This window comes from Pandoraea norimbergensis, assembly GCF_001465545.3.
Lineage (GTDB): Bacteria > Pseudomonadota > Gammaproteobacteria > Burkholderiales > Burkholderiaceae > Pandoraea > Pandoraea norimbergensis.
This window is the reverse complement of sequence record NZ_CP013480.3, coordinates 3,129,496-3,151,694: the sequence shown is the minus strand read 5'-3', so window position 1 is coordinate 3,151,694 and position 22,199 is coordinate 3,129,496. Positions and strand designations below refer to the sequence as shown.

Here is a 22,199-nt window from a genome sequence, read left to right as displayed (position 1 = left end):
ATTAGCAGTAATCACAAGTGGAGCAAACGTTTGACGATGTCTGAAACTCTGCGCCCCGGGCGAGCGACGCCCGGTGGCGAAGCGGCTGAAGTTGTCCCATCGACGGAGGTTGGCGGCACGCCGGTGCGTGACGCGCTGAGCGACGCCGCCGACGGTGGCCCGGTGTGCGACGTCGCCCCGGTGGCGATCGACCCGGCAAGCGTTGCCACGCACGCCAGCTTCGACGTGCGGCGGTTCCGGCACGGCGGTTGGCAGCAGGCCAGTGACGAACTGGCCGAAGAAGTCCCCGTTGCGCTTGAGTTCAACGGCATCTCGCATGTCGTGATGCTCGCCACCCCGGCCGATATCGAAGACTTCGCGCTCGGGTTTGCGCTGTCCGAAGGCATCCTCCGCCAGCGCGGCGAGTGTTACGGCGTGGATGTGTCGGCGACGACGCTGGGCGTCACGGCGCATGTCGAGATATCGTCTCGAGCGTTCGCCGGTCTCAAGGAGCGGCGCCGCAATCTGACCGGTCGCACCGGCTGCGGGTTGTGCGGCACCGAGAGCCTCGATCAGGTCCTCCGTCCGTTGCCCGCTGCGGGCGCGACTCTGCGTGTATCGCATGCGGCGCTGGCAGCCGCGCACGCGGGGCTCGCGAAGCACCAATCACTCAATGCCGTGACCGGCGCGGTGCATGGCGCCGCGTGGTGTTCTGCGACGGGCGAGATTCTGTGTCTGCGGGAAGACGTGGGGCGTCACAACGCCCTCGACAAGCTGATTGGTGCTTTGGCGCGCGAGGGGCAGGCGTTCGATGCGGGCTTCGTGCTGATGACCAGCCGCGCGAGCGTCGAGATCGTGCAAAAGGCGGCCCAAGTCGGCATTCCGATGGTGGCGGCGGTGTCGGCGGCCACGGCGCTTGCCGTACGTACCGCGGCGGCGGCGGGTATCACGCTCGTGGGCTTCGTGCGAGGCGAGCAGTGCGTCGTGTACACCGGCGGGGCCACGCTCGACAGTCACAGTTTGTGACAGTTGATGGCCGCTGGGCCTACGCAGCTCGCGGTATAGTAACGGTGACGGTCGCGCACCGGTGCGGCCCCCGAAGCGGAGGACTTGATGAGCGATACCCCCACGCGCAAGCCCAAGCCACAGCAGCCCCACAAAGAGGACGCCGTCGAACGTGATCTCGACGAAGCCCTTGAGGAAACGTTCCCGGCGAGCGACCCCGTGTCTATCGATACGTCACAACCCCGGCGTACGCCTGAGCCCAAGCCGTCGACGGGAAAGCGTCTGGACGAGGGCCTCGAAGAGACCTTTCCGGCAAGCGACCCCGTCTCGATCGACACCGGTAAGACGCCAAAGCCGTAACAATGCGGCGGTGTTGCACGCCAATCGCGGTGTGTTGTGCGCAGAGCCCCGGCTGGCGGGGCCGCCGGGCGAAAATAAATCGCCGTCGCGGTGCGGGTTTGCCGCCCGGCCGGGGCGAATTCATGGCAAAATGCCGCGCCTGACTCTCTCAGGCTGGGACTGTAGGAAATAAATGGCGGCAGGTACGGTAAAAAAAGTTCGACGCTACGCGCTGGAAACCATCGACGTGATGGGGCAGAGCGGGTTGGGCGTCGTCGAGCGCCCGGATGGGCGTTTCGTCATGTATCCGGAGTACTGGACACAGACGCAGGCGCTCAGCCAGAAAATGCGGACGTTGTACCGCAAGAACTGCCAGCTCGAATACCAATTGGCGAAGCTCACGCGCGAACTCGATCGTCTGCGCAGCGTGGTCGACACGCCGCGCCCGGCCGGTGGCAACCCGCAGCCCTCGCTGCCGGGCACCGACGTGCCGCAGCCTGAACCGAAGATCGAGCGCAAGCCCGCCGCCGAACTCCCGCCCCGACGACGCAAACGCGCCGCCTGAGTCGGCGACGCGCCGTAGCAGCTTCACGGCCAGCGTCGTCCAGTCTCTCCGAATGACCCTGCAACGCCACCGAACTCTCCCCTAAAACACCGATTTCTGCCTGTCCGGCTGACCATCATGGCGCTCACCGCATCGCAACTCGACGCTTTCCGTGAAGACGGTTATCTGATCCTGCCGCGTTATGTGTCGCAGGCCGATTGCGAGGCGATGCTGGCCGACGCGCGAGCGCAGTTGACCGCCGCGACCCTGCCGCTGGAATTCGAGGCGGATGTGGGCTACGCCGGTGCACCGACATCGCGTGACGCTGAAGGCGGGCAAACCGTGCGGCGTTTGCTCAAGGCTTATGACCGTGGCGACGCGCTGCGGGGTTGGGCGACGCGTCCGGACCTAGTCGAATCGCTGGCGCAAATCTTTGGCGAAGACGTGGTGCTTACGCTTGCGCATCACAACTGCGTGATGACGAAGCATCCGCACTTCGGTACGGCGACGGGTTGGCATCGCGATATCCGCTACTGGTCGTTCCCGCAGAATTCACTGATCTCCGTGTGGCTGGCACTCGGTCCCGAGACGCTCGCGAACGGCGCACTACGCTTTATTCCGGGCTCGCACCGAGAGCAACTCGGCGAACATCAGCTCGACGCACTGGACTTCCTGCGTCCTGACGAACCCGACAATCAGCCACTCGTCTCGCGCGGCCGTCAGGTCGAACTGGCTCAGGGCGACGTCGTGCTGTTTCATAGCGGGTTGTTCCACGCCGCCGGGCGCAACGAGGGCGATACCACGAAGTTCTCGGTGGTGTTTGCGTATCGTGGCGAGAGCAATCCGCCGACGCCGGGCTCGCGCTCTGCCTCTGCGGGTGAAGTCGCGCTCGGGCACTGACCTCTCCCGACTGACCCGTTCTCGCCCAAACCCTCGGGCGAGACCACTGTTTTGGGCTGTTTCCTAAACCGGGCAGAGCCTCTTCCCGCGTAGACTCCTCGACCATCCTAATGGCGTCGCCTGTCGGCTCGCGCCCGCGCGACTGACGTATCGCCGGGCTTACCGGTGACCCTGTTTTGCACCCGTAACCTGCCTGACGCCATCCCATGACAACTGTCGTGGCGTGCTGTCGAGCAACGCGAATGTCGCAGCACGTGCACGTCCAGACCCGGAGGAGACACGTGTCCCATCTGCCCATCTCGCCCTCGGCGGCGCCATCTACGGCGACCGCCTCCGTTGCTTCCAGTACGGCTTCCGCGTCGTCCGCTTCCAACCATTCCACCGCTTCCAGCAACGCTACCAATGCTACCAACGCCCATCATGCGAACCTCTCCGTGCGTGGCACTTGGGGCTCACGCATGGGCTTTGTACTGGCGGCCGCCGGCTCTGCGGTAGGGCTGGGTGCGGTGTGGAAGTTTCCGTACGTCGTGGGGCAGCATGGGGGCGGGGCGTTTCTGGTGGTGTATCTCGGGTGCGTGCTGACGCTGGGCGTCGCCTTGCTGCTCGCTGAGATGACCATCGGACGGCTGACGGGCAAGTCCGCCACCACAGCGATGCGTGAACTGGGTGGTCGCCGGTGGTCGTGGGTGGGGCGCATTGCCACATTCAATGCGTTTGCCATTCTGTCGTTCTATGTGGTGGTCGGCGGCTGGACGGTCGCGTATCTGCTGCGCGCGCTCAAAGGCTCGGTGCTCGCCCCCGACACGATGCGGCTGGAAGCCGAATTCGGGGCGTTCATTGCCGACCCATGGGCATCGCTCACGAACATGGCTGTGTTTCTCGGGCTGGCGGCACTGATCGTCGCGGCCGGTGTGCAGAAGGGCATCGAGCGCGCGGGGAAGTGGCTGATGCCGGCGCTGTTCCTGTTGATGCTCGCCGTGATCGCACGGGCGCTGACGCTACCCGGTGCGATGGAAGGCGTGGCGTGGTTCCTCAAGCCCGACTTCTCGATGATCAGCGGCAAGACATTGCTCGAAGCGTTGGGGCTGGCGTTTTTCTCCCTGTCGCTGGGGGCGGGAATGATCGTGGTCTACGGCTCGTATCTGCCCAAGGACGCAAAGCTGGCAGGCTCGGCGGTGTGGGTGGCGACGCTGGCGACGCTCGCGTGCATTCTGGCGGGCTTGATGATTCTGCCGGCGGTGTTTGCATTCGGCGTTGCGCCCAATGCGGGCCCGGGGCTGACGTTCATCACGATGCCCGCGATCTTCGCGCAGATGCCGTTCGGCCATCTGGTGGCGATTGCCTTCTTCCTGCTGCTGCTATTTGCCGCGTTGACTTCCGCCGTGTCGTTGTTCGAGCCGGTCACCGCGTTTCTGATTGATGAGTATCAGTGGCGACGCGGCCCGGCAGTGGTCGCCGTACTAGTGGCTACGTTCTCGCTGGGTGCACCCGCAGCGCTCTCATTCGGCGTGTGGTCCGACGTGTTGCTGTTCGGCCGAACGATTTTCGATCTGATGGATTTCGTGACAATCAATCTGCTGATGCCCGCCGGTGGCCTGTGCGTCGCGTTTCTGGTCGGCGCGCGCGTCTGGCCGCAGGCGCGCACAGTGCTCGAAGGCACGCGTGCGCAATGGTTCCTGCCGGTATGGCGCCTGATTCTGCTGGTGCTCACGCCGCTCGCGATTCTCGGTATCTGGTACCAGAGCGTCTAGGCGGCGCGAGGCGCAGCACTCAGCCAGCCACCGGCGTACGCATCGTGACCCACTCCTCGGCGGCTGTCGGATGCACGGCGAGGGTGCGGTCGAAGTCTGCCTTCGTCGCCCCCATCGACAGTGCAACGCCGAGCAACTGCACTTGCTCGCCGGCGTGGTCGCCCACCATGTGTGCGCCGACGATCCGGTCGGTCGAGCCATCCACCAGCAGCTTCATCAGAATCTTTTCCTGCCGCCCCGAGAGCGTGGCTTTCAGCGGGCGGAAGATGGCCTTGTACACCTTGAGTTGCGGATACTGCGCCCGGGCCTCGCTCTCGATGAGTCCGACCACGCCGATTTCCGGCGTGCTGAACACGGCCGTCGGGATGAGCTTGTGATCGACGCGCGTCGTACGCTCGCCGAACACCGTATCGGCAAAGGCCTGACCTTCACGAATGGCCATCGGCGTGAGATTGACGCGATCGGTGACATCGCCGACCGCGAAGATCGACGGCACGTTGGTGCGTGAAAACTCGTCGACAATCACCGCGCCCTTGTCGTTGAGCGCCACGCCACTTGCCGCCAGTCCAAGCCCCTGCGTGTACGGCACACGCCCGGCCGCGCTGAGCAGCACATCGGCCTCGTGCGTGCTGCCGTCCGACAGCGATATGCGCAAGCCGTCTTGCGTCTTGTCCACGCGTTCCACCGTGCGGTCGAGCACGACGTCGATGCCACGCTCGCGGTAGGCTGCTTCAAGCGACGTCCGCACGTCCTCGTCGAAACCGCGCAACAGGTGAGGGCCGCGATGGATGAGCGTGACCTTCGAGCCGAGTCCGGCGAATACGCCTGCAAATTCCACCGCGATATACCCGCCGCCGATCACCGTGATGCGCTCGGGCAACTTGTCCAGATGGAACACCTCGTTGGACGAAATGGCATGCTCGCGTCCGACAAAATGCGGTTGTTCGGCAGGCCGTCCGCCCGTGGCGATCAGGATGTGTTTTGCCGTGATGCGCTCGCCGGTCGCGGGCAGCACCACGGTGTTCGGGCCTTCGACCACGGCGCGCGCCTCGATCAGTTCGGCCCCCGCACGTTCCAGATTGGTGCGATAGATGTTCTCGAGCCGTGCGATCTCGCTGTCCTTGCGGGCAATGAGCGTCGTCCAGTCGAATGTGGGCGTGCCGACGTTCCAGCCAAAGCCGGCAGCATCTTCGAACTCGTCCGCAAAGCGGCTCGCGTAGACGAGCAGCTTCTTCGGCACGCAGCCGCGAATCACGCACGTCCCGCCCACGCGAAACTCTTCGGCCACCTTCACGCGCGCACCGTATTGCGCCGCGACGCGTGCTGCACGCACACCGCCGGAACCGGCACCGATCACGAACAAATCCACATCGAACTGGGGCATTGCTGACTCCTTGTTGTCATGCGACGTCATGGGCATACCTGCGGGCGCGTTCGCAAACACGGCGGCAAACCCAGCCGATGGCGGCTGCGTCGGTGTCCATTGCGTCTGGCGATGAGCGATTGTGCCAGAGACCCGATACCCGCGTCGGCAGCCGGGCCGCACTTTCGGAGTCGTCCGATACCACGATCAGCGACCACTGGAAACGGCCATATGACGCGTCATCCGTCAATTCGGGTTTTCGCACGGTCGTGCACTTATGTTGATTTGCATCAATGCGCCAGACGAAACGCAGGACGACAATCGAAAGCGTCGAAAGTCGATGAATGCTTCACGGTTGAAGCAGGGCGCCTGCTCACAAGGCGGTGCTCAATGTTTCAACGATGAAGCAATCGCGGCTGCCGGACGTTTCTGAAATGAAACACTTCTGACGAAACGCGCCGGCATCACGCGACTGGTGGAATTAGAAGTGCATAAGAATCAATATGTTGTCCTCGATGGCCCGGAAGTTGCGTCATGTCTTGCAAGACAGGCGGACCTGACCGCCGGCACAAGAGGAAGTCATGACGAAGTCGCTCTCTCGCCCCTTGGGCGCCGCTGCGGCGCTGGCATTGATGTTGTTCGTGGGGATGTCGGCATCGGCACATGCCGCCACCCCCTCCGATACGACGAACCATTCGGTCGTATCTGCGGGCAACACAGCCAGCGCGAACGCCGGTACCCGGCCGACGCGGGCCACACGATCGAAGCGTGTGGCCCGCAGTTCGGCTCGTGCACCGACGCACTCACCGCCGGGCGCACCGCCTCCCGCACTGGTCGATGCCGTACCGCCGCCATGGAACGACGTGTTCGGGGCTGCGGGCGCGTGGGCTGCCGAGCCGATCATCGTGGGTGGGAAGACGCTGGGCGGCAACCTTGCCAACGCCGGGGTGACGCAACACGTCGACACGGTCATTACCGGGCCGCGCGCCGGGCTGACGGGGCTGTATCAGACCGTCTGGCATCGCGCGTTATCGGGGCCGGCACAGAACCCGCAGCAAATGTTCGTCGCCTCGCCCGAGTACTTCGGACTGCATTTCTAATCCTCCCGACACGTTCGGCAGGTCGAGACAGTGCGCTTGCCCGCACCAGCGCTCGCGCTTGCCGAATTCACCGAAGCATTGACCGGGCTATCCGGTGCCCGATGCCTACGTTACCCTCGGCCCCCCGATGTCAGCCAAGGTCCTGCTTCGCAAGGTCCGCGCCACTCATGTGTTTCGAGCGCATCGGCCTTTGCTTTTCTCTTTGCTTTTCCCTTTGTCTCGCGCTTGCCTCGCCAAGATCAATGCGGTTAGGATTAACCCGCAGTTCACGCGTGGCAGTTTCTCAAGACATGCCGACTGCCGGCATGCCATTCCGTTCTGGAGCCCCCTTATGAGCACGCCTGAAGTTTCTGTGCAAAGCCCTCCCCAGCAGAAGAAAGCGGTTCCCATAGGACTGATCGCCGGTATCGTCGTCCTGATTGCCGTGCTCCTGATCCCCATGCCCGATGACCTGCCGGTCGCCGGCCACCGCATGCTCGCGATTCTCGCGTTTGCCGTGGTGGTGTGGATTACCGAAGCCGTCTCCTACGAAGCCAGCGCCATCATCATCACGTCGCTGATGGCCTTCCTCGTCGGCACCGCGCCTACGATTCAAGATCCGAGCGTTGAATACGGCACGTCGCGCGCCATCAGCATGGCGCTCGCGGGCTTCTCCAACTCGGCGCTGGCGCTTGTGGCCGGGGCGTTGTTCATCGCTGCCGCGATGACGCTCACCGGGCTCGATCGCCGCATCGCCCTCGTCACGCTTTCCAAAATCGGTACGAGTACGCGCCGCGTGATGATCGGTGCCATCGCCGTGACCATCCTGCTCTCGCTCGTCGTGCCGAGCGCCACCGCGCGTAGCGCCTGTGTGGTGCCGATCATGATGGGCGTGATCGCCGCCTTCGGTGTGGACAAGCGCTCGAATATCGCCGCCGGCATCATGATCATCGTGGCGCAGGCCACCAGTATCTGGAACGTCGGTATCCAGACGGCCGCGGCGCAGAACCTGCTCACCGTGGGCTTCATGGACAAGATGCTCGGCGACCGCATCACGTGGGCCGAATGGCTGGTCGCGGGGGCACCGTGGGCCATCATCATGTCGGTGGTGCTCGTCGTGCTCGTGCTCAAGTTGATGCCGCCCGAAGCCGATGCCATCGCCGGTGGCAAAGAAGCGGTGGAAGCGCAACTGCGTGACATGGGCCCGATGACGAGCCCGCAAAAGCGCCTGCTTGCGGTGTCGATCGGTCTGCTGCTGTTCTGGGCGACGGAAGGCAAGTTGCACCGCTTCGACACGACGTCGGTCACCTACGTGGGCCTGGTCGTGCTGATGCTGCCGCGCTTCGGTGTGATGACGTGGAAGGAAGTTCAGTCGCGTATTCCTTGGGGCACGGTCATCGTGTTCGGTGTCGGTATCAGTCTCGGTACGGCGCTCCTGACGACGCAAGCCGGCCAATGGCTGGGCAACCATGTGGTGGCGGCAACGGGTCTCGACTCGCTCTCGACGCTGGGTGTTTTCGCGGTGCTCGCCGCCTTCCTGATCTTGATTCACCTTGGCTTCGCAAGCGCGACGGCGTTGACCTCGGCCATGTTGCCGATTCTGATTGCCGTGCTGCAAACGCTGCCGGGCGACTTCAACCGGCTGGGTCTGACGATGCTGCTCGGTTTTACCGTGAGCTTCGGTTTCATCCTGCCGATCAACGCGCCGCAAAACATGGTGTGTCTGGGCACCGATACCTTCACGGCAAAGCAGTTCGCCAAGGTGGGGATCATCGTCACCATCGTCGGTTATGCATTGCTCATGCTGTTTGCCGCGACCTACTGGCGCTGGCTGGGCTGGTTGTAAAGCGAATCATTGCAAGAGGTCAAAAGGAGTCAACATGCGAATTCCAGTCAAAGACGCCATCGACTTCGGCAAGCAACTGCTTCTCGCGCAGGGTGTGCCGGACGATATCGCGTACGACGTTGCGCAACATCTGGTCGAGTCCGACCGTGTGGGTTATGCGAGCCACGGGCTCTCGATTCTGCCGACCTATCGCAAGGTGCTCGAAGACGGTCAGGTCAATCCGACCGGCCGTCCGAGCGTCATGACCGACCACGGCAACCTGCTGCTGTATGAAGGCAATCGCGGCTTCGGGCAGCACGTGGGCAAGTTCGTGGTCGAACATGCGATTGCCCGCGCGTTCGACAAGGGCGTGTGCATTCTGACGCTGCGCAACAGTCACCATCTGGGCCGCATGGGTCAGTACGGCGAGATGGTGGCGTTGCAAGGCCTGGTGTTTATGGCGTTCACCAATGTGACGAATCGTCAGCCGATGGTGGCGCCGTTCGGCGGCAGCGAGCCGCGCCTGACCACCAACCCGCTGTGCTTCGCCGGGCCGCTGCCGAACAACCGCCCGCCGCTCGTGGTGGATATGGCCACCAGTGCCATCGCCATTAACAAGGCGCGCGTGCTAGCCGCCGAAGGCAAGCAGGCGCCGCCGGGCTCGCTGATTGACGGCAACGGCAACCCGAGTACCGATCCGAATGCGCTCTTCACCGAACCGTTCGGCGCGTTGTTGCCGTTCGGGGGACACAAGGGATATGCGCTCGGTATCGTGACGGAGTTGCTCGCGGGTGTGCTCTCGGGCGGCGGTACGATTCAGCCGGAACACCCGCGTGCGGGTGTGGCCACGAACAACATGTTTGCCATCGTGCTCAACCCGCAGGTCGACTTCGCTGCCACGTGGCGCTCGCATGAGGTCGAGGCGTTCATCGACTATCTGACGTCTTGCCCGCCGCAACCCGGCTTCGATCGGGTGCAGTATCCGGGCGAGTACGAGGCGGAGAATCGCAAGAAGCACCACGATCACATCGACCTGACGCCGCCGATCTGGGCGTCGTTGATGAAGATGGCCGCCGAACTGAACGTGGTACCGCCGCGCACGTTATAAGCGCCGATGCGTGACCGGGCCGCGCATGTTGTGGCGTGATCGGTGTTGAGTACGTAACAAACGAAAAAGGCGATGTGCCCGGCATCGCAGGGAGAAGTGAAACGCATGGCATTACTCAAGGTAGATGTCGTCAGTACCGAGCGTGAGATCTATTCGGGCGAAGCGCGGTTTGTGGCGGTGCCCGGCAAGATGGGCGAGCTGGGCGTACTGCCGGGGCATACGCCGCTGCTCACGCCGGTGCGCCCCGGCACCGTGCGCATAGAAGCCGAGGACGGGGTAGACACCTATCTCTACATCGCGGGCGGTTTCGTCGAGATTCAACCTGATCGCGTGACGATTCTGGCCGACACGGCAATGCGTGCCGAGAGTCTCGATGAGGCACGTGCCGAACGTGCCCGCGAGGAAGCCCGTGCGCTCATCGAAACGCAATCGGGTGACATCGATTACGCGAAGGCCCGCGCCGAGTTGGCAGAAGCCGTCGCGCAGCTCGATGCGATCAAACGCATGCGCAAACAGAAGCAATCGAAGTAACCCCCCTCGGCGGCAGGCCGATCGGCTAGCCGCCTCGACGCTATCGCGTGCCTCGTGCACCTTGCACGCATCGCGATAGCCGTCACCCCAACAAACCGCCACCGGCATTTGCCCGTGGCGGTTTTCTTTTGGGTGCAACCGCCTGAGGTAAACCCCGAGGCGATTCCGGTTGCGCCATCTTTTTGAAATAACTATATTGCTTTCAGATAACAGTTATTGCAGTGAGATAACTGTTTAGCGAGAAATGCGATGTTCGCATGACCGCCATCTCAATGCACACGTTCGTGCCCTTGGAGTTCAAATGAGCGAGACAGCAAAGCAGCCGGAGCAGGAAGTTCTTTTCACGCAGGTCGGCAAGGTCGCCGTGATTACGTTGAATCGTCCGCAGGCGCTCAACGCCTGGACCATCGCCATGCGTGAGTTGATCATCGCGGCGCTCGAGCGTTTCAATGCCGACGACAACGTGGCGGCCGTGATCATGACGGGGGCAGGGCGTGCGTTCTCGGCCGGTCAGGATCTGGGCGAAGCGAAGCACTTCGACGGCGACACGGCCATCGAGTGGATCAAGGGCTGGGAGCATTACTACGACGTGATCCGCAGCCTGAAAAAGCCGTTGGTCATGGCCTTGAACGGCACGGCCGCCGGCTCGGCGTTTCAGGTGTCGCTGCTTGGCGACATTCGCGTCGGTCACCCGGGCGTGCGTATGGGCCAGCCGGAAATCAATGCGGGCATCGCCAGCACGACCGGCCCGTGGATCATGAATCACATGCTCGGCCTGTCGCGCACTATCGAGCTCACGCTCACCGGCCGCCTGATGGACGCCGACGAGAGCCATCGACTGGGGCTGATTCATCACCTGGTGCCGGAAGACAAGGTGTTCGAGAAGGCGCTGGAAATCGCGACCGAACTGGCCGAAAAGCCGCCGGTGGCCATGCGTCTCGACAAGCAGCGTTTCCGTGAGATGACCGAAGGCACCTTCCAGGACGCCATCGAAGCGGGCATGCGCATTCAGCGCGAGTCGTACGAGTCGGGTGAGCCGGCACGCATGATGGCCGCGTTCTTCGAAAAGCGTGCCGCCAAGGCACAAGCCGCCAAGGTCTGAGCGGACGGTTGTCATCACAAGCCCCGCCGCGCCACACGAACCGTACTCGGTCGTCGCGCGCGAAGCGGGGCAGCACACGCCACACACACGGCATGCGCGCTGCGCCTGCCCCTACGTTAGCGGAGTTACTCATGTCTTTCTCGCACGACCCGCAAAACCCCTCGCGCCGCCGCCTGCTGCAAGCCGCCGGGACCGTTGCCCTCGCCAGCGCCTTGCCGCTCGTCGCTTCGCGCGGTGCGCAGGCCCAAGCGCGCCAGTTGATCGTCTCCGACCCGGGCGGTCCGTACACCACGGCGTACCGCCGCGCGTTCTACGACCCGTTCGAGAAGGCTACCGGCATCAAGGTGGTGAGCGTCGCGCGCGATTCGCAGCCGGTGGCGCAGTTCGCGGCGATGGTGCAGACGAAGAACTTCGTGTGGGACGTGACCACGCTGACGCTCTCTGCCGACATTCCGTATCTGGAATCGAAGGGCTTTCTTGAGCCCATCGGCATGAAGGTGGCCGACTTCCCCGGCATCATGCCCGAGGCGGTCACGCCCGATTGGCTGGGCGTGGATGTGTACTCGACCGTGCTGGCCTACCGCACCGACAAGTTCACCAAGGAAACCCCGCAAACGTGGGCCGATTTCTGGGACGTGAAGCGTTTCCCGGGGCGCCGCTCGCTGCGCCGCAGCCCGCTCGACACGATCGAACAGGCGCTCATGGCCGACGGCGTGCCCATCGACAAGCTGTATCCGCTCGACCTCGACCGGGCGTTCAAGTCGCTCGACCGCATCAAACCGCACATCAATCTGTGGTGGACGTCGGGTGCACAAGCCATGCAGGCGATTCAGAGCGGCGACGTGGACATGATGTCGACGTGGAATGGCCGCGCACAGGCCGCCATCGACAACAAGGCGCCGGTGAAGATCGTCTGGAATCAGGGGCTGTATTCCATCGAAGGGTGGGGCATTCCGAAGGGCACGCCGCGCGCCGAATTTGCACGCCAGTTCGTGCGCTTCTGTGGCGACGCGCAGCGTCAGGCGTTGATTACGCAGGACCTCGCTTACGGGCCGACCAACCTCAAGGCCTTCGACGCCATTCCGAAAGATCGCGCGCCGCTGTTGCCGACTGCACCGGACAACCTCAAGGGCATGCGTCTGCCAAGCCCGCAATGGTGGGCGGAAAACCGTACCAAGGCGACCGAGCGCTTCAACGCGTGGTTGCTGTCGTAAGTCATCAGTCGGAAGCCGGACGTTGTCGGGCGCGGGCCATTCGCCGTTGTTGTCTGCCGTTAGCTGCACCTTGCAGGATGAGAGTCGAACATGAGTACCAAACTGGAAACTGTCGGTCTTGCCAAGACGTATCGCGAGACGCCCGCGCTGCTGCCCACCGACCTGCGGGTCGCGGCAGGAGAATTTCTCACGCTGCTCGGGCCGTCCGGCTCCGGCAAGACCACGCTGTTGCAGATGATTTCGGGGCTGGTCGAGCCGACGTCGGGGCAGTTGCTGATCGACGGACGCGACGCCACCCGTGACGCCCCCGGCAAACGCGGCATCGGCATGGTCTTCCAGAGCTACGCGCTGTTTCCGCACATGAGCGTGTGGGAGAACGTGGCCTACGGCTTGCGCATGCGCAAGCTGCCAAAGGCCGAGCTGGGCCCGGCGGTGGACGCCGCGCTGGCCATGGTCAAGATGCAGGCCTTCGCGCAGCGGCTGCCCTCGGAACTCTCGGGCGGGCAGCAGCAACGCATTGCGCTTGCCCGCTGCTTTGCCTTCCGTCCGTCGATCATCCTGCTCGACGAACCGCTGGGTGCGCTCGACAAGAAGTTGCGCGAGCACATGCAGTTGGAGATTCGCCGCTTGCATCAGGAGTTGGGCGCGACGTTCATTTACGTGACCCACGATCAGGACGAAGCGCTCACGCTGTCCGACCGTATTTGCCTGATGAATCAGGCGCGTATCGAACAGATCGGCACGCCGGCGCAGTTGTACGACCGTCCCGCGACGCGCTTTGCAGCGGACTTTCTCGGGCATTCGAATCTGCTCGATGGCGTGGTCGAGCGCCTGCCGGATGGCCGCGTGGCGCTGCGCATGGGCAACACACTGGTGCCGATCGGGCCGAGTCCGGATTTGCCTGCCGCAGGCGAGGCCAGCTTGCTGGTGCGCCCGGAAGCGGCACGTCTCACGCCGCCGGGCGACGGTGCACTGGCGGGCACGATTCGCGAAGTAGTGTTCCTCGGCGCCGATACGCGCGCCATCGTGACGCTGGGGCAAGAGGGTGACGGTGTCGAAGCGGCCGACTTCACGGTGCGCTGTCCGCGTGAGTTGTCGCCGCGCGTGGGCGAGCGGGTTGGTCTTTCGTGGGACGACAGCCGTGCCACGTTGCTCACGCGCTGATCGCGCAGGCATTTCGCGCGAATCATGCTGAGCGCTCTCACTGCGCTAAGGCGCTATTCGATATCCCGTCAGGCTTGCGCCTAAGGAGTTTTTTGCCATGTGGCTTGTTCAACGCCTGCCCCAGGCGGGGCCCCGCTTTGCCTGGCCGCGGCGCTTGCAAGGCTGGTTGCCCGCTTTGCCCGCGCTGTTGTTCCTCGCGGTGTTCTTCATCGTGCCGGTCGTCGAGATTCTGCAAGGCGGTCTGTACGACGCCGACGGTGTGCTCTCGATTGCCCAGTTCGCGCGCATGACGCATTCGGCCGTCTATGTGAAGGTGCTTGGCTCGACGTTTTGGATCGCGTTTCTCACTGCGGCACTTTCGGTGGTGCTCGGCTATCCGGTGGCGTATCTGCTTGCGCGTCTGTCGAGCCGTTCCCGCGAACGGTGGCTGTTGTGGATCGTGCTGCCGTTCTGGACGAGCTATCTCGTCAAGACCTACGCGTGGATGTTGTTGCTCTCCAAGACCGGGCTGCTCACCATCGTCGCGACGCATCTGGGCCTGATCGACGACGCCAGCACGCTGGCACCGTCGCTCACGGGCGTGCTGATCGGCATGGTCCACGCGATGCTGCCGCTCGCTGTGATGACCATGCTGCCGATCATGCGCGGCATCAACATGCAACTGGTGCAGGCTGCCGAGACGCTCGGTGCGGACCGCGCGACGGGCTTCTTCACGGTGTTTCTGCCGTTGTCGGGGCCGGGTGCGGCGGCGGCCGGGTTGCTGGTGTTCATTTCGAGTCTCGGCTTCTTCATCGTACCGGCGCTGCTCGGTTCGCCGCGCGAATCGATGGTGGCGCAACTGGTCATCTCGTCGGTGCTGGAGTTGTTCGATCTGCGCTTTGCCGGGGCGTTGTCGACCGTCTTGCTGCTGTGTTCCATCGTCGTGTTCTACGTGTACGACCGTGTGGTCGGCCTGTCGTCGCTGGCCGGCGAGGCGCCGCAGCGCGCCGGTGGGCAGGGCGGCCGGTTGTTGCCGGTGCTGCTGGCCGTCGGACGTGTGGCGGGCAAGCTCACTCCCAGCGCCGGGCGCTCGGGTGGCCCCGGGCGTGGTATCGGCCTGAAAGCCTATGCGTGGGTGATCGTGCTGGCACTCGTGTTGCCGATTGCGTTCGTGGTGCCGCTCGCGTTCACCAAGCAGTCGTTCGTGGCATTCCCGCCGGAGTTGTTCACGCTGAAGTGGTTCGTTGCGTTTTTGGAGTCGAGCGTCTGGCAATCGGCGCTGCTGCGCTCGCTGGGTGTGGGCTTCGCCACGGCGGCGCTGGCGCTGGTGCTCGGCTTCGGCGCGAGTCTTGCGCTGGTGCGCCTGCCGAGCCGCTGGCGCAAGCCGCTGTTCGCCGTGTTCATCGCGCCGCTGATCGTGCCGCGCATCGTGGTGGCCGTCGGCCTGCTGTATCTGTTTGCGCGCTGGGAACTGGCGGGCACGAACGCGGGGCTCGTAATCGGTCACACCGTGCTGGCGATTCCTTACGTGGTGGTCACGCTCTCGGCGAGCTTCAAGCGCTTTGACTGGCGGCTGGACGATGCCGCCAAGATGCTCGGCGCGTCGGCCTTCACGCGAGTTCGCACGGTGTTGCTGCCGTTGCTGGCTGCGAGCCTTGGCTCGGCGTTCCTGTTCGCCTTCATCGTCTCGTTCGACGATCTGACGATTGCGATCTTTGTGTCCGGCGGGATCAACACCACGCTGCCCAAGCAGATGTGGGACGACATTCAACTGGCCGTCACGCCGACGCTCGCTGCCGTGGCCACCTCGCTGGTGTTCCTGATGGCGTTTTGCGTCTGGTTGTCTTCGATGTTCAAACGTAAGAGCTACTGATTTCTGCGGATTTTCGTATGTCCATGTCCAATGCTGCCCGAGTGGTTCCGATGAATGTGCCGTCACACCCGTACACCCGATATTTCCCCCAGCGCGCCGAGGGCGATCAACTGGATGTCGTGCCGCTGCTGATGGCGGGTCTTGCCGGCGGGAGCGGGGCGTCACCGGCGGCGCATCCGGTCGTCGTCTATGAAGGCGAAGCCATCGACCGTGCACAGATGGCGCAACGCGTGGCGGCCATGCAGGCGTGGTTTGCTGCGCAAGGTCTCGTGACCGGTGACCGCGTTGCCGTCATGCTCGGCAATAGCGCCACACAGGTCGCGTTGATCTACGCGCTGATGCTTTCGGGGCTCGTCTGGGTGCCGGTCAATACGCGTCTCAAGGGCGACGGTCTTGAATATCTGCTGGGGCATGCCAAGCCCACGTTGCTGATCGCCGAGCCGGCGTTCGGTGACGTGCTCGATGCCGGGCTGGCGCTCGCCGCCCAGCAACCCGGTCACCACGGGCCGAGCGTCGTCCGGTGCTGGTTGAGCGATGTGCAGGCCCAAGCGGCGGCATTCGACGGCGCGACGCTGCGGGCCGCGCCGGTCACCCCAGCCTCGGTGCTGTGCATCATCTATACGTCGGGCACGACAGGGGCGCCGAAGGGCGTGCTCTTCACGCACCGTATGATGCGCATCGCCAGCGAGGCCGCGATGCAGGTGGCCGATGCCGGCAACGGCGACCGGTTGTTTCTGTGGGAGCCCCTGTGCCATATCGGTGGCGCGCAGATGTTGCTGCTGCCGTTTCTGGCCGACGTGGAAATGCATGTCGTGGAGCGCTTCTCGGCGAGCCGTTTCTGGCAGCAGTGCGAGGCGGCGCAGGCCACGCATCTGCACTATCTTGGCGGCATTCTCGACATCCTGATGCAACTGCCGCGAGAGGCACAACCGGCGAGCAACAGTCTGCGCGTGGCGTGGGGGGCGGGGGTGGCGGCCAGCGCATGGCAGGCGACACGCGAGCGTTTGCAGTGTGCTTTGCGCGAGTGCTATGGCATGACGGAATGCTCCAGCTTCGCCACGCTCAACGACACCGATACGCCGGGTTCCATCGGTCATGCGCTGCCGTGGCTCACGCTGGAATTGCTCGATGACGAGGGGCGTCCGGCGCCCGATGGCGAACTCGGTGAGATCGTGTTGTCGAGCGATGTCGAAGGGGTGTTCCTACCGGGCTATCTTGATAACCCCGACGCCAGTGCCAAGGCGTTACGCGACGGCAAGCTATACACGGGCGACAGCGCGCGCCGCAGCCCGGACGGCAGTCTGGTGTTCGTCGGACGCCGCACGGACAGCATGCGTGTGCGCGGGGAGAACGTGTCGGCGTGGGAGATCGAGCGCGTGTTTGCCCGGCATCCGGCGGTGGCGGCGTGCGCGGCGATCGGCGTTGCGAGCGCGATCGGCGAGCAGGACGTCATGCTCTACGTGCAGTTTCGCGAAGGTCAGGCGATCGACTGGACGACGCTCGCCGCATGGGCGGGCGACAAACTCGCCAGCTATCAACGCCCGCGCTACTATCGCGAAACCGCGCGCTTCGAGACCACACCTTCGGAACGCATTCGCAAGCATCTGCTGTCGCGCGACACGGCACCGGCATGGGATCACGCTGCGGTGAAATAAGTGGGCAAGCGGGGGTGTTTGCGCGTTCGTATTGCATTCGTATTGCGTCGATAGTGCGTTCGGAAGGGGATTTTAGAGTTATCGATATAAAATAGACTCTTATTTTTATGAGATAATTCGGGCCTGACTGCCTTATTCCATCACGATTGTGGCCACTAATAAAACTCCCCGTACCCGCGCGAAAACGGCGGCCGCCGACGACACACCGGCGGCGGCTTCGAGCGAATCGACGTTGTACGTGCAGTCCGTCGAGAAGGCGATGAAGGTGCTGACGGCCTTCGATGGTTCGAAGCGTCATCTCTCGCTGTCCGAGATCGCCGCGGCCACCGGTTTCGACATCAGCGCGGCGCAGCGCTTCACCTTCACGCTCTCGGCGCTGGGCTATCTGCTCAAAGACCCGCAGAGCAAGAAGTACGAGCTCTCGCCCAAGCTGCTCGACTTCACCTATCACTATCTGGTCTCCAACGAACTGGTGAGCCGGGCCGCGCCGTATCTTCAGCAACTGGCCGCCGAGACGGAGGAGGCGACCAACCTCACCGTGCGTCTCGACACCGATATCGTGTTTGTGCTGCGGATCGTGAGCCGCAGCGTGTTCAACGCGAACGTGATCGTCGGTTCGCGACTGCCTGCCTATTGCACGGCGCCCGGTCTCGCCATGTTGGCGACACTTGAAGACGACGAGATCGACGATATTCTTGCCCGCACGAATCTGGTGGAATTCACGCCCGCAACGGTCTGGCAGCCGCGCAAGATCAAGGAGCGGCTCGCGCGCATTCGCAAGCAGGGCTACGCGCATACCGAAGACGAGTACTTCATGGGCGATATTTCGACCTCGGCGGCGGTGGTCAATCTCGACGGCCGTGCGATCGGCGCCATCAATATTGCCGTGCCGCGCGTGCGCTGGAATGCCGGGCGCGATGAGCGCCGCTTCGCCGACCTCGTGATTCAGACAGCCGGGGCGTTGTCGGCGCGTCGGCGACAGGACTAAGGCACGTTCACGCGCCCGGATGTCGGGTAAAAGACCCCAAGCAAGCCCCAAGCCGTCCTGTCAGGCAATGTAAGGCGCGCTGAGATCGGCTGGGCTTGCGCTTCAGCCGGTCGGCCACCCGCCCGGTTGAAGTCTCAAAATGGCGTGCTAGAATCCCGCCGCATGGGGTTGGAGCAGGGCTGAATTCCAAGGATTCCGAGATACCGCGCAGAACACGCAGCCGCGCATTGACGGTGTGTTCAGGGAAGTGCGTGTCAAGCCACGGCCGGCTGGGCCGGGGCGACGGAATATCTGTAGAGAAACCGATGGCCGAACCGGGGCGGCCAGACGGTGCGCCAAACGGGGTGCGCAAGCGACTGCGGTACTTACCAATCCGAATCTCAGGCGGTGCAAAAGCATCTTGCCGCCACCCCCGCGCCTTCAATCCGCGCGACTGATACGCACTTGGGCTAGTTGCCCGGCGGGCAGCGCACACGGGGGAATGGAGCTATGGCTCTGGGGTTGTCGTTGCCTGCGTTGGACTTGCCAACGCTGCAATTCGTCACTTTCTTGCTGAGTATCGCGACGGGCATTCTGTTCATGCTCGATGCCCTGCGTCGCGACGAGGCCGAGTCTCCGCGCTGGTGGAGTCTGGCGTTCCTGCTCGCGACGTTCTCTCCCGTTCTCTATTTGCTGGCCGCGCGCAGCGGTCGACTGGCGGTGCTTTATCCGCTGGGGAATGCAGTTGCCACACTGGCCTTCGCCATGGTCTGGAGCGGGGCGCGGCGCTTTTACGGGCGCAGCGTGCAGTGGGTGGCCGTGTTCGGCGGTCCGGCGGTGTTGCTATGGGGGACATGGCTGTTTGCACGTCCGCTCGACGCGTGGAGCGGCGGCGCCTTGTTCTTTTCCCTGCTTGCGATGTACAGCCTGATGGCCGCCAAGGAGTTCTGGCAGGCATCGGGCATGCGGCTGCCGAGCAGCATCGTGCTCGCGGTGGTGGCGGTGTTGCACGGCAGCTTTTACACCGCACGGGCGGTGGCGCTGGTCTGGCTCGGCCCAACTGATACTTGGTTTCTGGCGTGGTTTGGCGCGCAGGTGGCGACAACCGAGATGCTCGTGCTGATCGTCGTGGCGAGTTTCCTGATGGTGTCGCTCGGCAAAGAACGGTCTGAAATCGCCTTGCACCGGGCGGCGACGCGCGATGGACTCACGCAGGCGTTCAATCGCCCCGAATTCACCCGGCTCGCTCGCGAGCAGATGCGCCGCCACGGGACGGCGCGCACGCCGGTGGCCTTGCTGCTGCTCGATCTCGATCATTTCAAGCGAATCAACGACACTTACGGTCACCCGTTTGGGGACACCGTGTTGCTGCTGTTTGCACGCACGGCGGCGCAGCAACTGCGGGCGGACGACATCTTCGGGCGATACGGCGGCGAGGAATTCGCCCTGTTTCTGCCGGGCGTGGGTGTGACGGAGGCGCTGACCATTGCAGAGCGGGTACGCGAGGCGTTCGAACGCGCAGGACGCACGGTGCAGGGCGAAGCGGTGTCGGCAACGGTGAGTATCGGGGTGGCCTGCGACGAGCGCTCGCGCGGCGAGTTGTCGTCGCTTGTTCAGCGTGCCGATCGCGCGCTTTATCAGGCCAAAGCGGCGGGTCGAAACCGCTGTGTGCGATATACGCCAGAGACGTCAATAAACATGACGGAAGCGCGCACGCCCTTGCGCGCAGCGGGGTAGAAAAGCATTGCGGCGCCCCCGATAACCGCGTATAAGTGATGGATCGAACATCAAGTCTGACGTTTATCGAGCGTCGATCCTACGATCTTTGCGAGACACTTCCGATCTCTGAATTTCTTGGTTGTCCGGCACCGATGCCCAGCCGCGCGCACTGCGATGGCAGCACGTCGGGAGAACTGGGAGTTCACATGAGCACCGGTACCGTAAAGTGGTTTAACGACAGCAAGGGTTTCGGATTCATCACGCCGGACGAGGGAGGGGAAGACCTCTTCGCGCACTTCTCGGAAATCAAATCCGATGAGGCTAGCGGATTCCGATCCCTTAGCGAGAATCAAAAGGTGTCCTTCGACATCACCCGCGGTCCGAAGGGGTTGCTGGCTTCCAATATCAGACCCTCCTGATCTCATTTCCTTTCGTTGTGCTGGCCCGGGCGCGCACTCGACGCCGGGGAAAGTGCGGCGGTCGTCGAGGGCAATATGGCCTACGTCACTCCGTTTTATAAGGGTTTCCGTCTGGAAACGATGGTTTTCCGCGGTCAACACCCCGATTCGATAGAACGAAAGCATGATCGGACTTTCGTTGTTGCCGTCAGGATTACCCGCGCCACGCTCGAGGATCTCGACTATTCGGGGGAATCAAAGACGTACAAACTCCAGAGCCTTCCGTTCGACTCCATTGGAGAAGCGCGGCGCGCTGGCAACAATTACGCTCAGGGGCTGGTGGATAATCTGGTTGAGAGCGGCGCCAAAGCCCTATGACCTTGTGAGGTCGACATGCATGCGTCACCTAGCTGGTTTTTGTATGCGGACTACCTTCCTCCGGACCGAACCCGGTTTTTTTCCGTCGCCGCGATCACGTTTGTCATGAGATTGCGCTACCGTGCCTACCGTGTTGCTGCCAGCGACCTGATGCAGCGCTCGCGCATGGCGAGCTGGTTGCCGGTCCCCGCAAAGGCGTGGGCCTTGAATGCCGTGAATATTCAGTAAAGCTGCGCGATCCTGCGTGATCGATTGCGGCCAGTACCAAATCGCACGAGCACAACGAGCAATCCGTGATCGTCGATCATTGTCATTGACCGACCGCTGAGGATTCAAGAATGCTGACCCTTTCGAAGCAAGCCATTGTGGCCGCCATTCAACGCATTTCCGATACCGGACAGACGCGTCCTTCCGAAGCTGTGATCAATGCGCTACTTGCGCGAGAGCTGATTTGCCGCGTGGGCGAACGGCTGGAACTCACCCAATTTGGGCGGTCATATTGCCGCTCGGAGCGTGCGCCCGCCTGGCGTTAAGCAGATTAGCCCCGTGGCGTCGGGGCACACTTTCCCGGTCGACTGGCGGTGCAATACCGGCCAGTGACGTTGTGGGCATCTGAAGGACATTTAGCGGGCATGCGTGCCCGCTAAACGCATTTCAGGCGCTCGGTGCAGGCGCTCAGTGCCACGCCGGGGTGTACATGGATCGGCAGTAGGATTTGCCGTACGGCGTCACTTCAAGGCGTTTGCCAACCCGGCGCACCAGTTCGCGGGCGAGTAGCGCGTCGATGACGGCGTCAGGTGGTGTGTCGCTTCCTTTCGCAATTAACTGAAGCGCGGCCGCAATGGCTTGTTTGGTGAGCGAAAGCATGGTTTTTCTCCTGATGCCGCCGTTTTATCGAGTATGCGCGCTATGACGCCGCATTGCTCGAAATCTTTAACGCCGATTGCTAAACAAGCAACAGGGTTCGGTATCAGAATGTTTTGAAACGTCTTTATCGTGTGGCGCAATGCGCGCGGCATGCTTAACAGCGCTGGGAGATCAGGATGGATCGGAAAAACCAGGGGATCGAGGCGCTTCCTGAAGAGCAGCGCGAGCGGTTTCTCGCCGCGTGTCTCGCCAGTGGCATTAATGTGAAGCGCCTGATCGTAACGGTAGAAACCAGCTATTCGGGCGAAGGCGCGCTTGCGCAGGCCATTCACGATGTTTATGTGAGCGGCATGCGCCGAATTCGCCATTACCGCTCATCGGTCGGCGAGGCCACGTGGACCACCCAATTCGAGCAGGATGCCCGGGCCGGCGTGTTTAAGTAGCACGCGGTTTTCGCAT

The 22,199-nt window shown here is 63.2% G+C and carries 23 protein-coding genes; 21 read left to right on the top strand and 2 right to left on the bottom strand.

The window, feature by feature from the left end; all coding sequences use genetic code 11:
• The first annotated feature begins 36 nt into the window (after positions 1–36).
• The 5 genes from fdhD to AT302_RS13680 all read left to right on the top strand — a co-directional run bounded on the left by fdhD (position 37) and on the right by AT302_RS13680 (position 4,518).
• Positions 37–1,005 carry a formate dehydrogenase accessory sulfurtransferase FdhD gene (gene fdhD, locus AT302_RS13700; RefSeq protein ID WP_084656225.1) on the top strand — a complete coding sequence of 323 codons (969 nt, stop codon included), beginning with the start codon at positions 37–39 and terminating at the stop codon, positions 1,003–1,005.
• 87 nt (positions 1,006–1,092) lie between these two features.
• A complete protein-coding gene (locus AT302_RS13695) occupies positions 1,093–1,344 on the top strand; it encodes a hypothetical protein (protein WP_058378893.1) in 252 nt (83 codons plus the stop codon).
• 172 nt (positions 1,345–1,516) lie between these two features.
• Positions 1,517–1,888: a hypothetical protein gene (locus tag AT302_RS13690; protein ID WP_058378892.1), complete on the top strand. Its 372-nt coding sequence runs from the start codon at positions 1,517–1,519 to the stop codon at positions 1,886–1,888.
• A gap of 117 nt (positions 1,889–2,005) precedes the next feature.
• Positions 2,006–2,767, top strand: coding sequence for a phytanoyl-CoA dioxygenase family protein (locus AT302_RS13685; protein WP_058378891.1), 762 nt, complete (start codon positions 2,006–2,008; stop codon positions 2,765–2,767).
• A 281-nt stretch (positions 2,768–3,048) separates the two neighbouring features.
• A complete protein-coding gene (locus AT302_RS13680) occupies positions 3,049–4,518 on the top strand; it encodes a sodium-dependent transporter (RefSeq protein ID WP_237171924.1) in 1,470 nt (489 codons plus the stop codon).
• A gap of 19 nt (positions 4,519–4,537) precedes the next feature.
• Here the strand turns inward: AT302_RS13680 and gor are convergent, their stop codons facing one another.
• Complete coding sequence (gor, locus tag AT302_RS13675; protein WP_058378889.1) at positions 4,538–5,902, bottom strand: glutathione-disulfide reductase; 1,365 nt, start codon at positions 5,900–5,902, stop codon at positions 4,538–4,540.
• Between the two features lie 560 nt (positions 5,903–6,462).
• On the opposite strand from gor, the gene AT302_RS13670 reads away from it, so the two are divergent.
• From AT302_RS13670 to AT302_RS13605, 15 genes are all read left to right on the top strand, one after another.
• Positions 6,463–6,981, top strand: a complete 519-nt coding sequence (locus tag AT302_RS13670) for a hypothetical protein (RefSeq protein WP_058378888.1) — start codon at positions 6,463–6,465, stop codon at positions 6,979–6,981.
• A gap of 331 nt (positions 6,982–7,312) precedes the next feature.
• Positions 7,313–8,806, top strand: a complete 1,494-nt coding sequence (locus AT302_RS13665) for a DASS family sodium-coupled anion symporter (RefSeq protein ID WP_058378887.1) — start codon at positions 7,313–7,315, stop codon at positions 8,804–8,806.
• Between the two features lie 34 nt (positions 8,807–8,840).
• Positions 8,841–9,893 carry an Ldh family oxidoreductase gene (locus AT302_RS13660; RefSeq protein WP_058378886.1) on the top strand — a complete coding sequence of 351 codons (1,053 nt, stop codon included), beginning with the start codon at positions 8,841–8,843 and terminating at the stop codon, positions 9,891–9,893.
• 105 nt (positions 9,894–9,998) lie between these two features.
• Positions 9,999–10,424 (top strand): F0F1 ATP synthase subunit epsilon, encoded by a 426-nt coding sequence (locus AT302_RS13655; protein ID WP_058380317.1) that lies wholly within the window; start codon positions 9,999–10,001, stop codon positions 10,422–10,424.
• A gap of 301 nt (positions 10,425–10,725) precedes the next feature.
• Positions 10,726–11,526 carry an enoyl-CoA hydratase/isomerase family protein gene (locus tag AT302_RS13650; protein WP_058378885.1) on the top strand — a complete coding sequence of 267 codons (801 nt, stop codon included), beginning with the start codon at positions 10,726–10,728 and terminating at the stop codon, positions 11,524–11,526.
• A 131-nt stretch (positions 11,527–11,657) separates the two neighbouring features.
• On the top strand, positions 11,658–12,740 hold the full coding sequence (locus AT302_RS13645) for an ABC transporter substrate-binding protein (protein ID WP_058378884.1): 1,083 nt from the start codon (positions 11,658–11,660) through the stop codon (positions 12,738–12,740).
• A gap of 90 nt (positions 12,741–12,830) precedes the next feature.
• Positions 12,831–13,904 (top strand): ABC transporter ATP-binding protein, encoded by a 1,074-nt coding sequence (locus AT302_RS13640; protein ID WP_058378883.1) that lies wholly within the window; start codon positions 12,831–12,833, stop codon positions 13,902–13,904.
• 97 nt (positions 13,905–14,001) lie between these two features.
• On the top strand, positions 14,002–15,756 hold the full coding sequence (locus AT302_RS13635; protein ID WP_058378882.1) for an ABC transporter permease subunit: 1,755 nt from the start codon (positions 14,002–14,004) through the stop codon (positions 15,754–15,756).
• A 17-nt stretch (positions 15,757–15,773) separates the two neighbouring features.
• Positions 15,774–17,411: an AMP-binding protein gene (locus AT302_RS13630; RefSeq protein ID WP_084656224.1), complete on the top strand. Its 1,638-nt coding sequence runs from the start codon at positions 15,774–15,776 to the stop codon at positions 17,409–17,411.
• A 148-nt stretch (positions 17,412–17,559) separates the two neighbouring features.
• Positions 17,560–18,399 carry an IclR family transcriptional regulator gene (locus tag AT302_RS13625; protein WP_058378880.1) on the top strand — a complete coding sequence of 280 codons (840 nt, stop codon included), beginning with the start codon at positions 17,560–17,562 and terminating at the stop codon, positions 18,397–18,399.
• Between the two features lie 489 nt (positions 18,400–18,888).
• Entirely contained in the window at positions 18,889–20,115 is a 1,227-nt protein-coding gene (locus AT302_RS13620; RefSeq protein ID WP_058378879.1) for a GGDEF domain-containing protein, read from the top strand.
• Between the two features lie 188 nt (positions 20,116–20,303).
• A complete protein-coding gene (locus AT302_RS13615; RefSeq protein ID WP_058378878.1) occupies positions 20,304–20,516 on the top strand; it encodes a cold-shock protein in 213 nt (70 codons plus the stop codon).
• Between the two features lie 75 nt (positions 20,517–20,591).
• Entirely contained in the window at positions 20,592–20,873 is a 282-nt protein-coding gene (locus tag AT302_RS13610; RefSeq protein ID WP_058378877.1) for a hypothetical protein, read from the top strand.
• A 105-nt stretch (positions 20,874–20,978) separates the two neighbouring features.
• A complete protein-coding gene (locus AT302_RS28270) occupies positions 20,979–21,101 on the top strand; it encodes a hypothetical protein (protein WP_257786041.1) in 123 nt (40 codons plus the stop codon).
• A 110-nt stretch (positions 21,102–21,211) separates the two neighbouring features.
• A complete protein-coding gene (locus AT302_RS13605) occupies positions 21,212–21,406 on the top strand; it encodes a hypothetical protein (protein WP_058378876.1) in 195 nt (64 codons plus the stop codon).
• Positions 21,407–21,548: 142 nt separating this feature from the next.
• Here the strand turns inward: AT302_RS13605 and AT302_RS13600 are convergent, their stop codons facing one another.
• Positions 21,549–21,740 (bottom strand): hypothetical protein, encoded by a 192-nt coding sequence (locus AT302_RS13600; RefSeq protein WP_058378875.1) that lies wholly within the window; start codon positions 21,738–21,740, stop codon positions 21,549–21,551.
• Between the two features lie 176 nt (positions 21,741–21,916).
• Between AT302_RS13600 and AT302_RS13595 the strand changes: the two genes are divergently transcribed.
• On the top strand, positions 21,917–22,183 hold the full coding sequence (locus AT302_RS13595; protein WP_058378874.1) for a hypothetical protein: 267 nt from the start codon (positions 21,917–21,919) through the stop codon (positions 22,181–22,183).
• Positions 22,184–22,199: the final 16 nt, after the last annotated feature.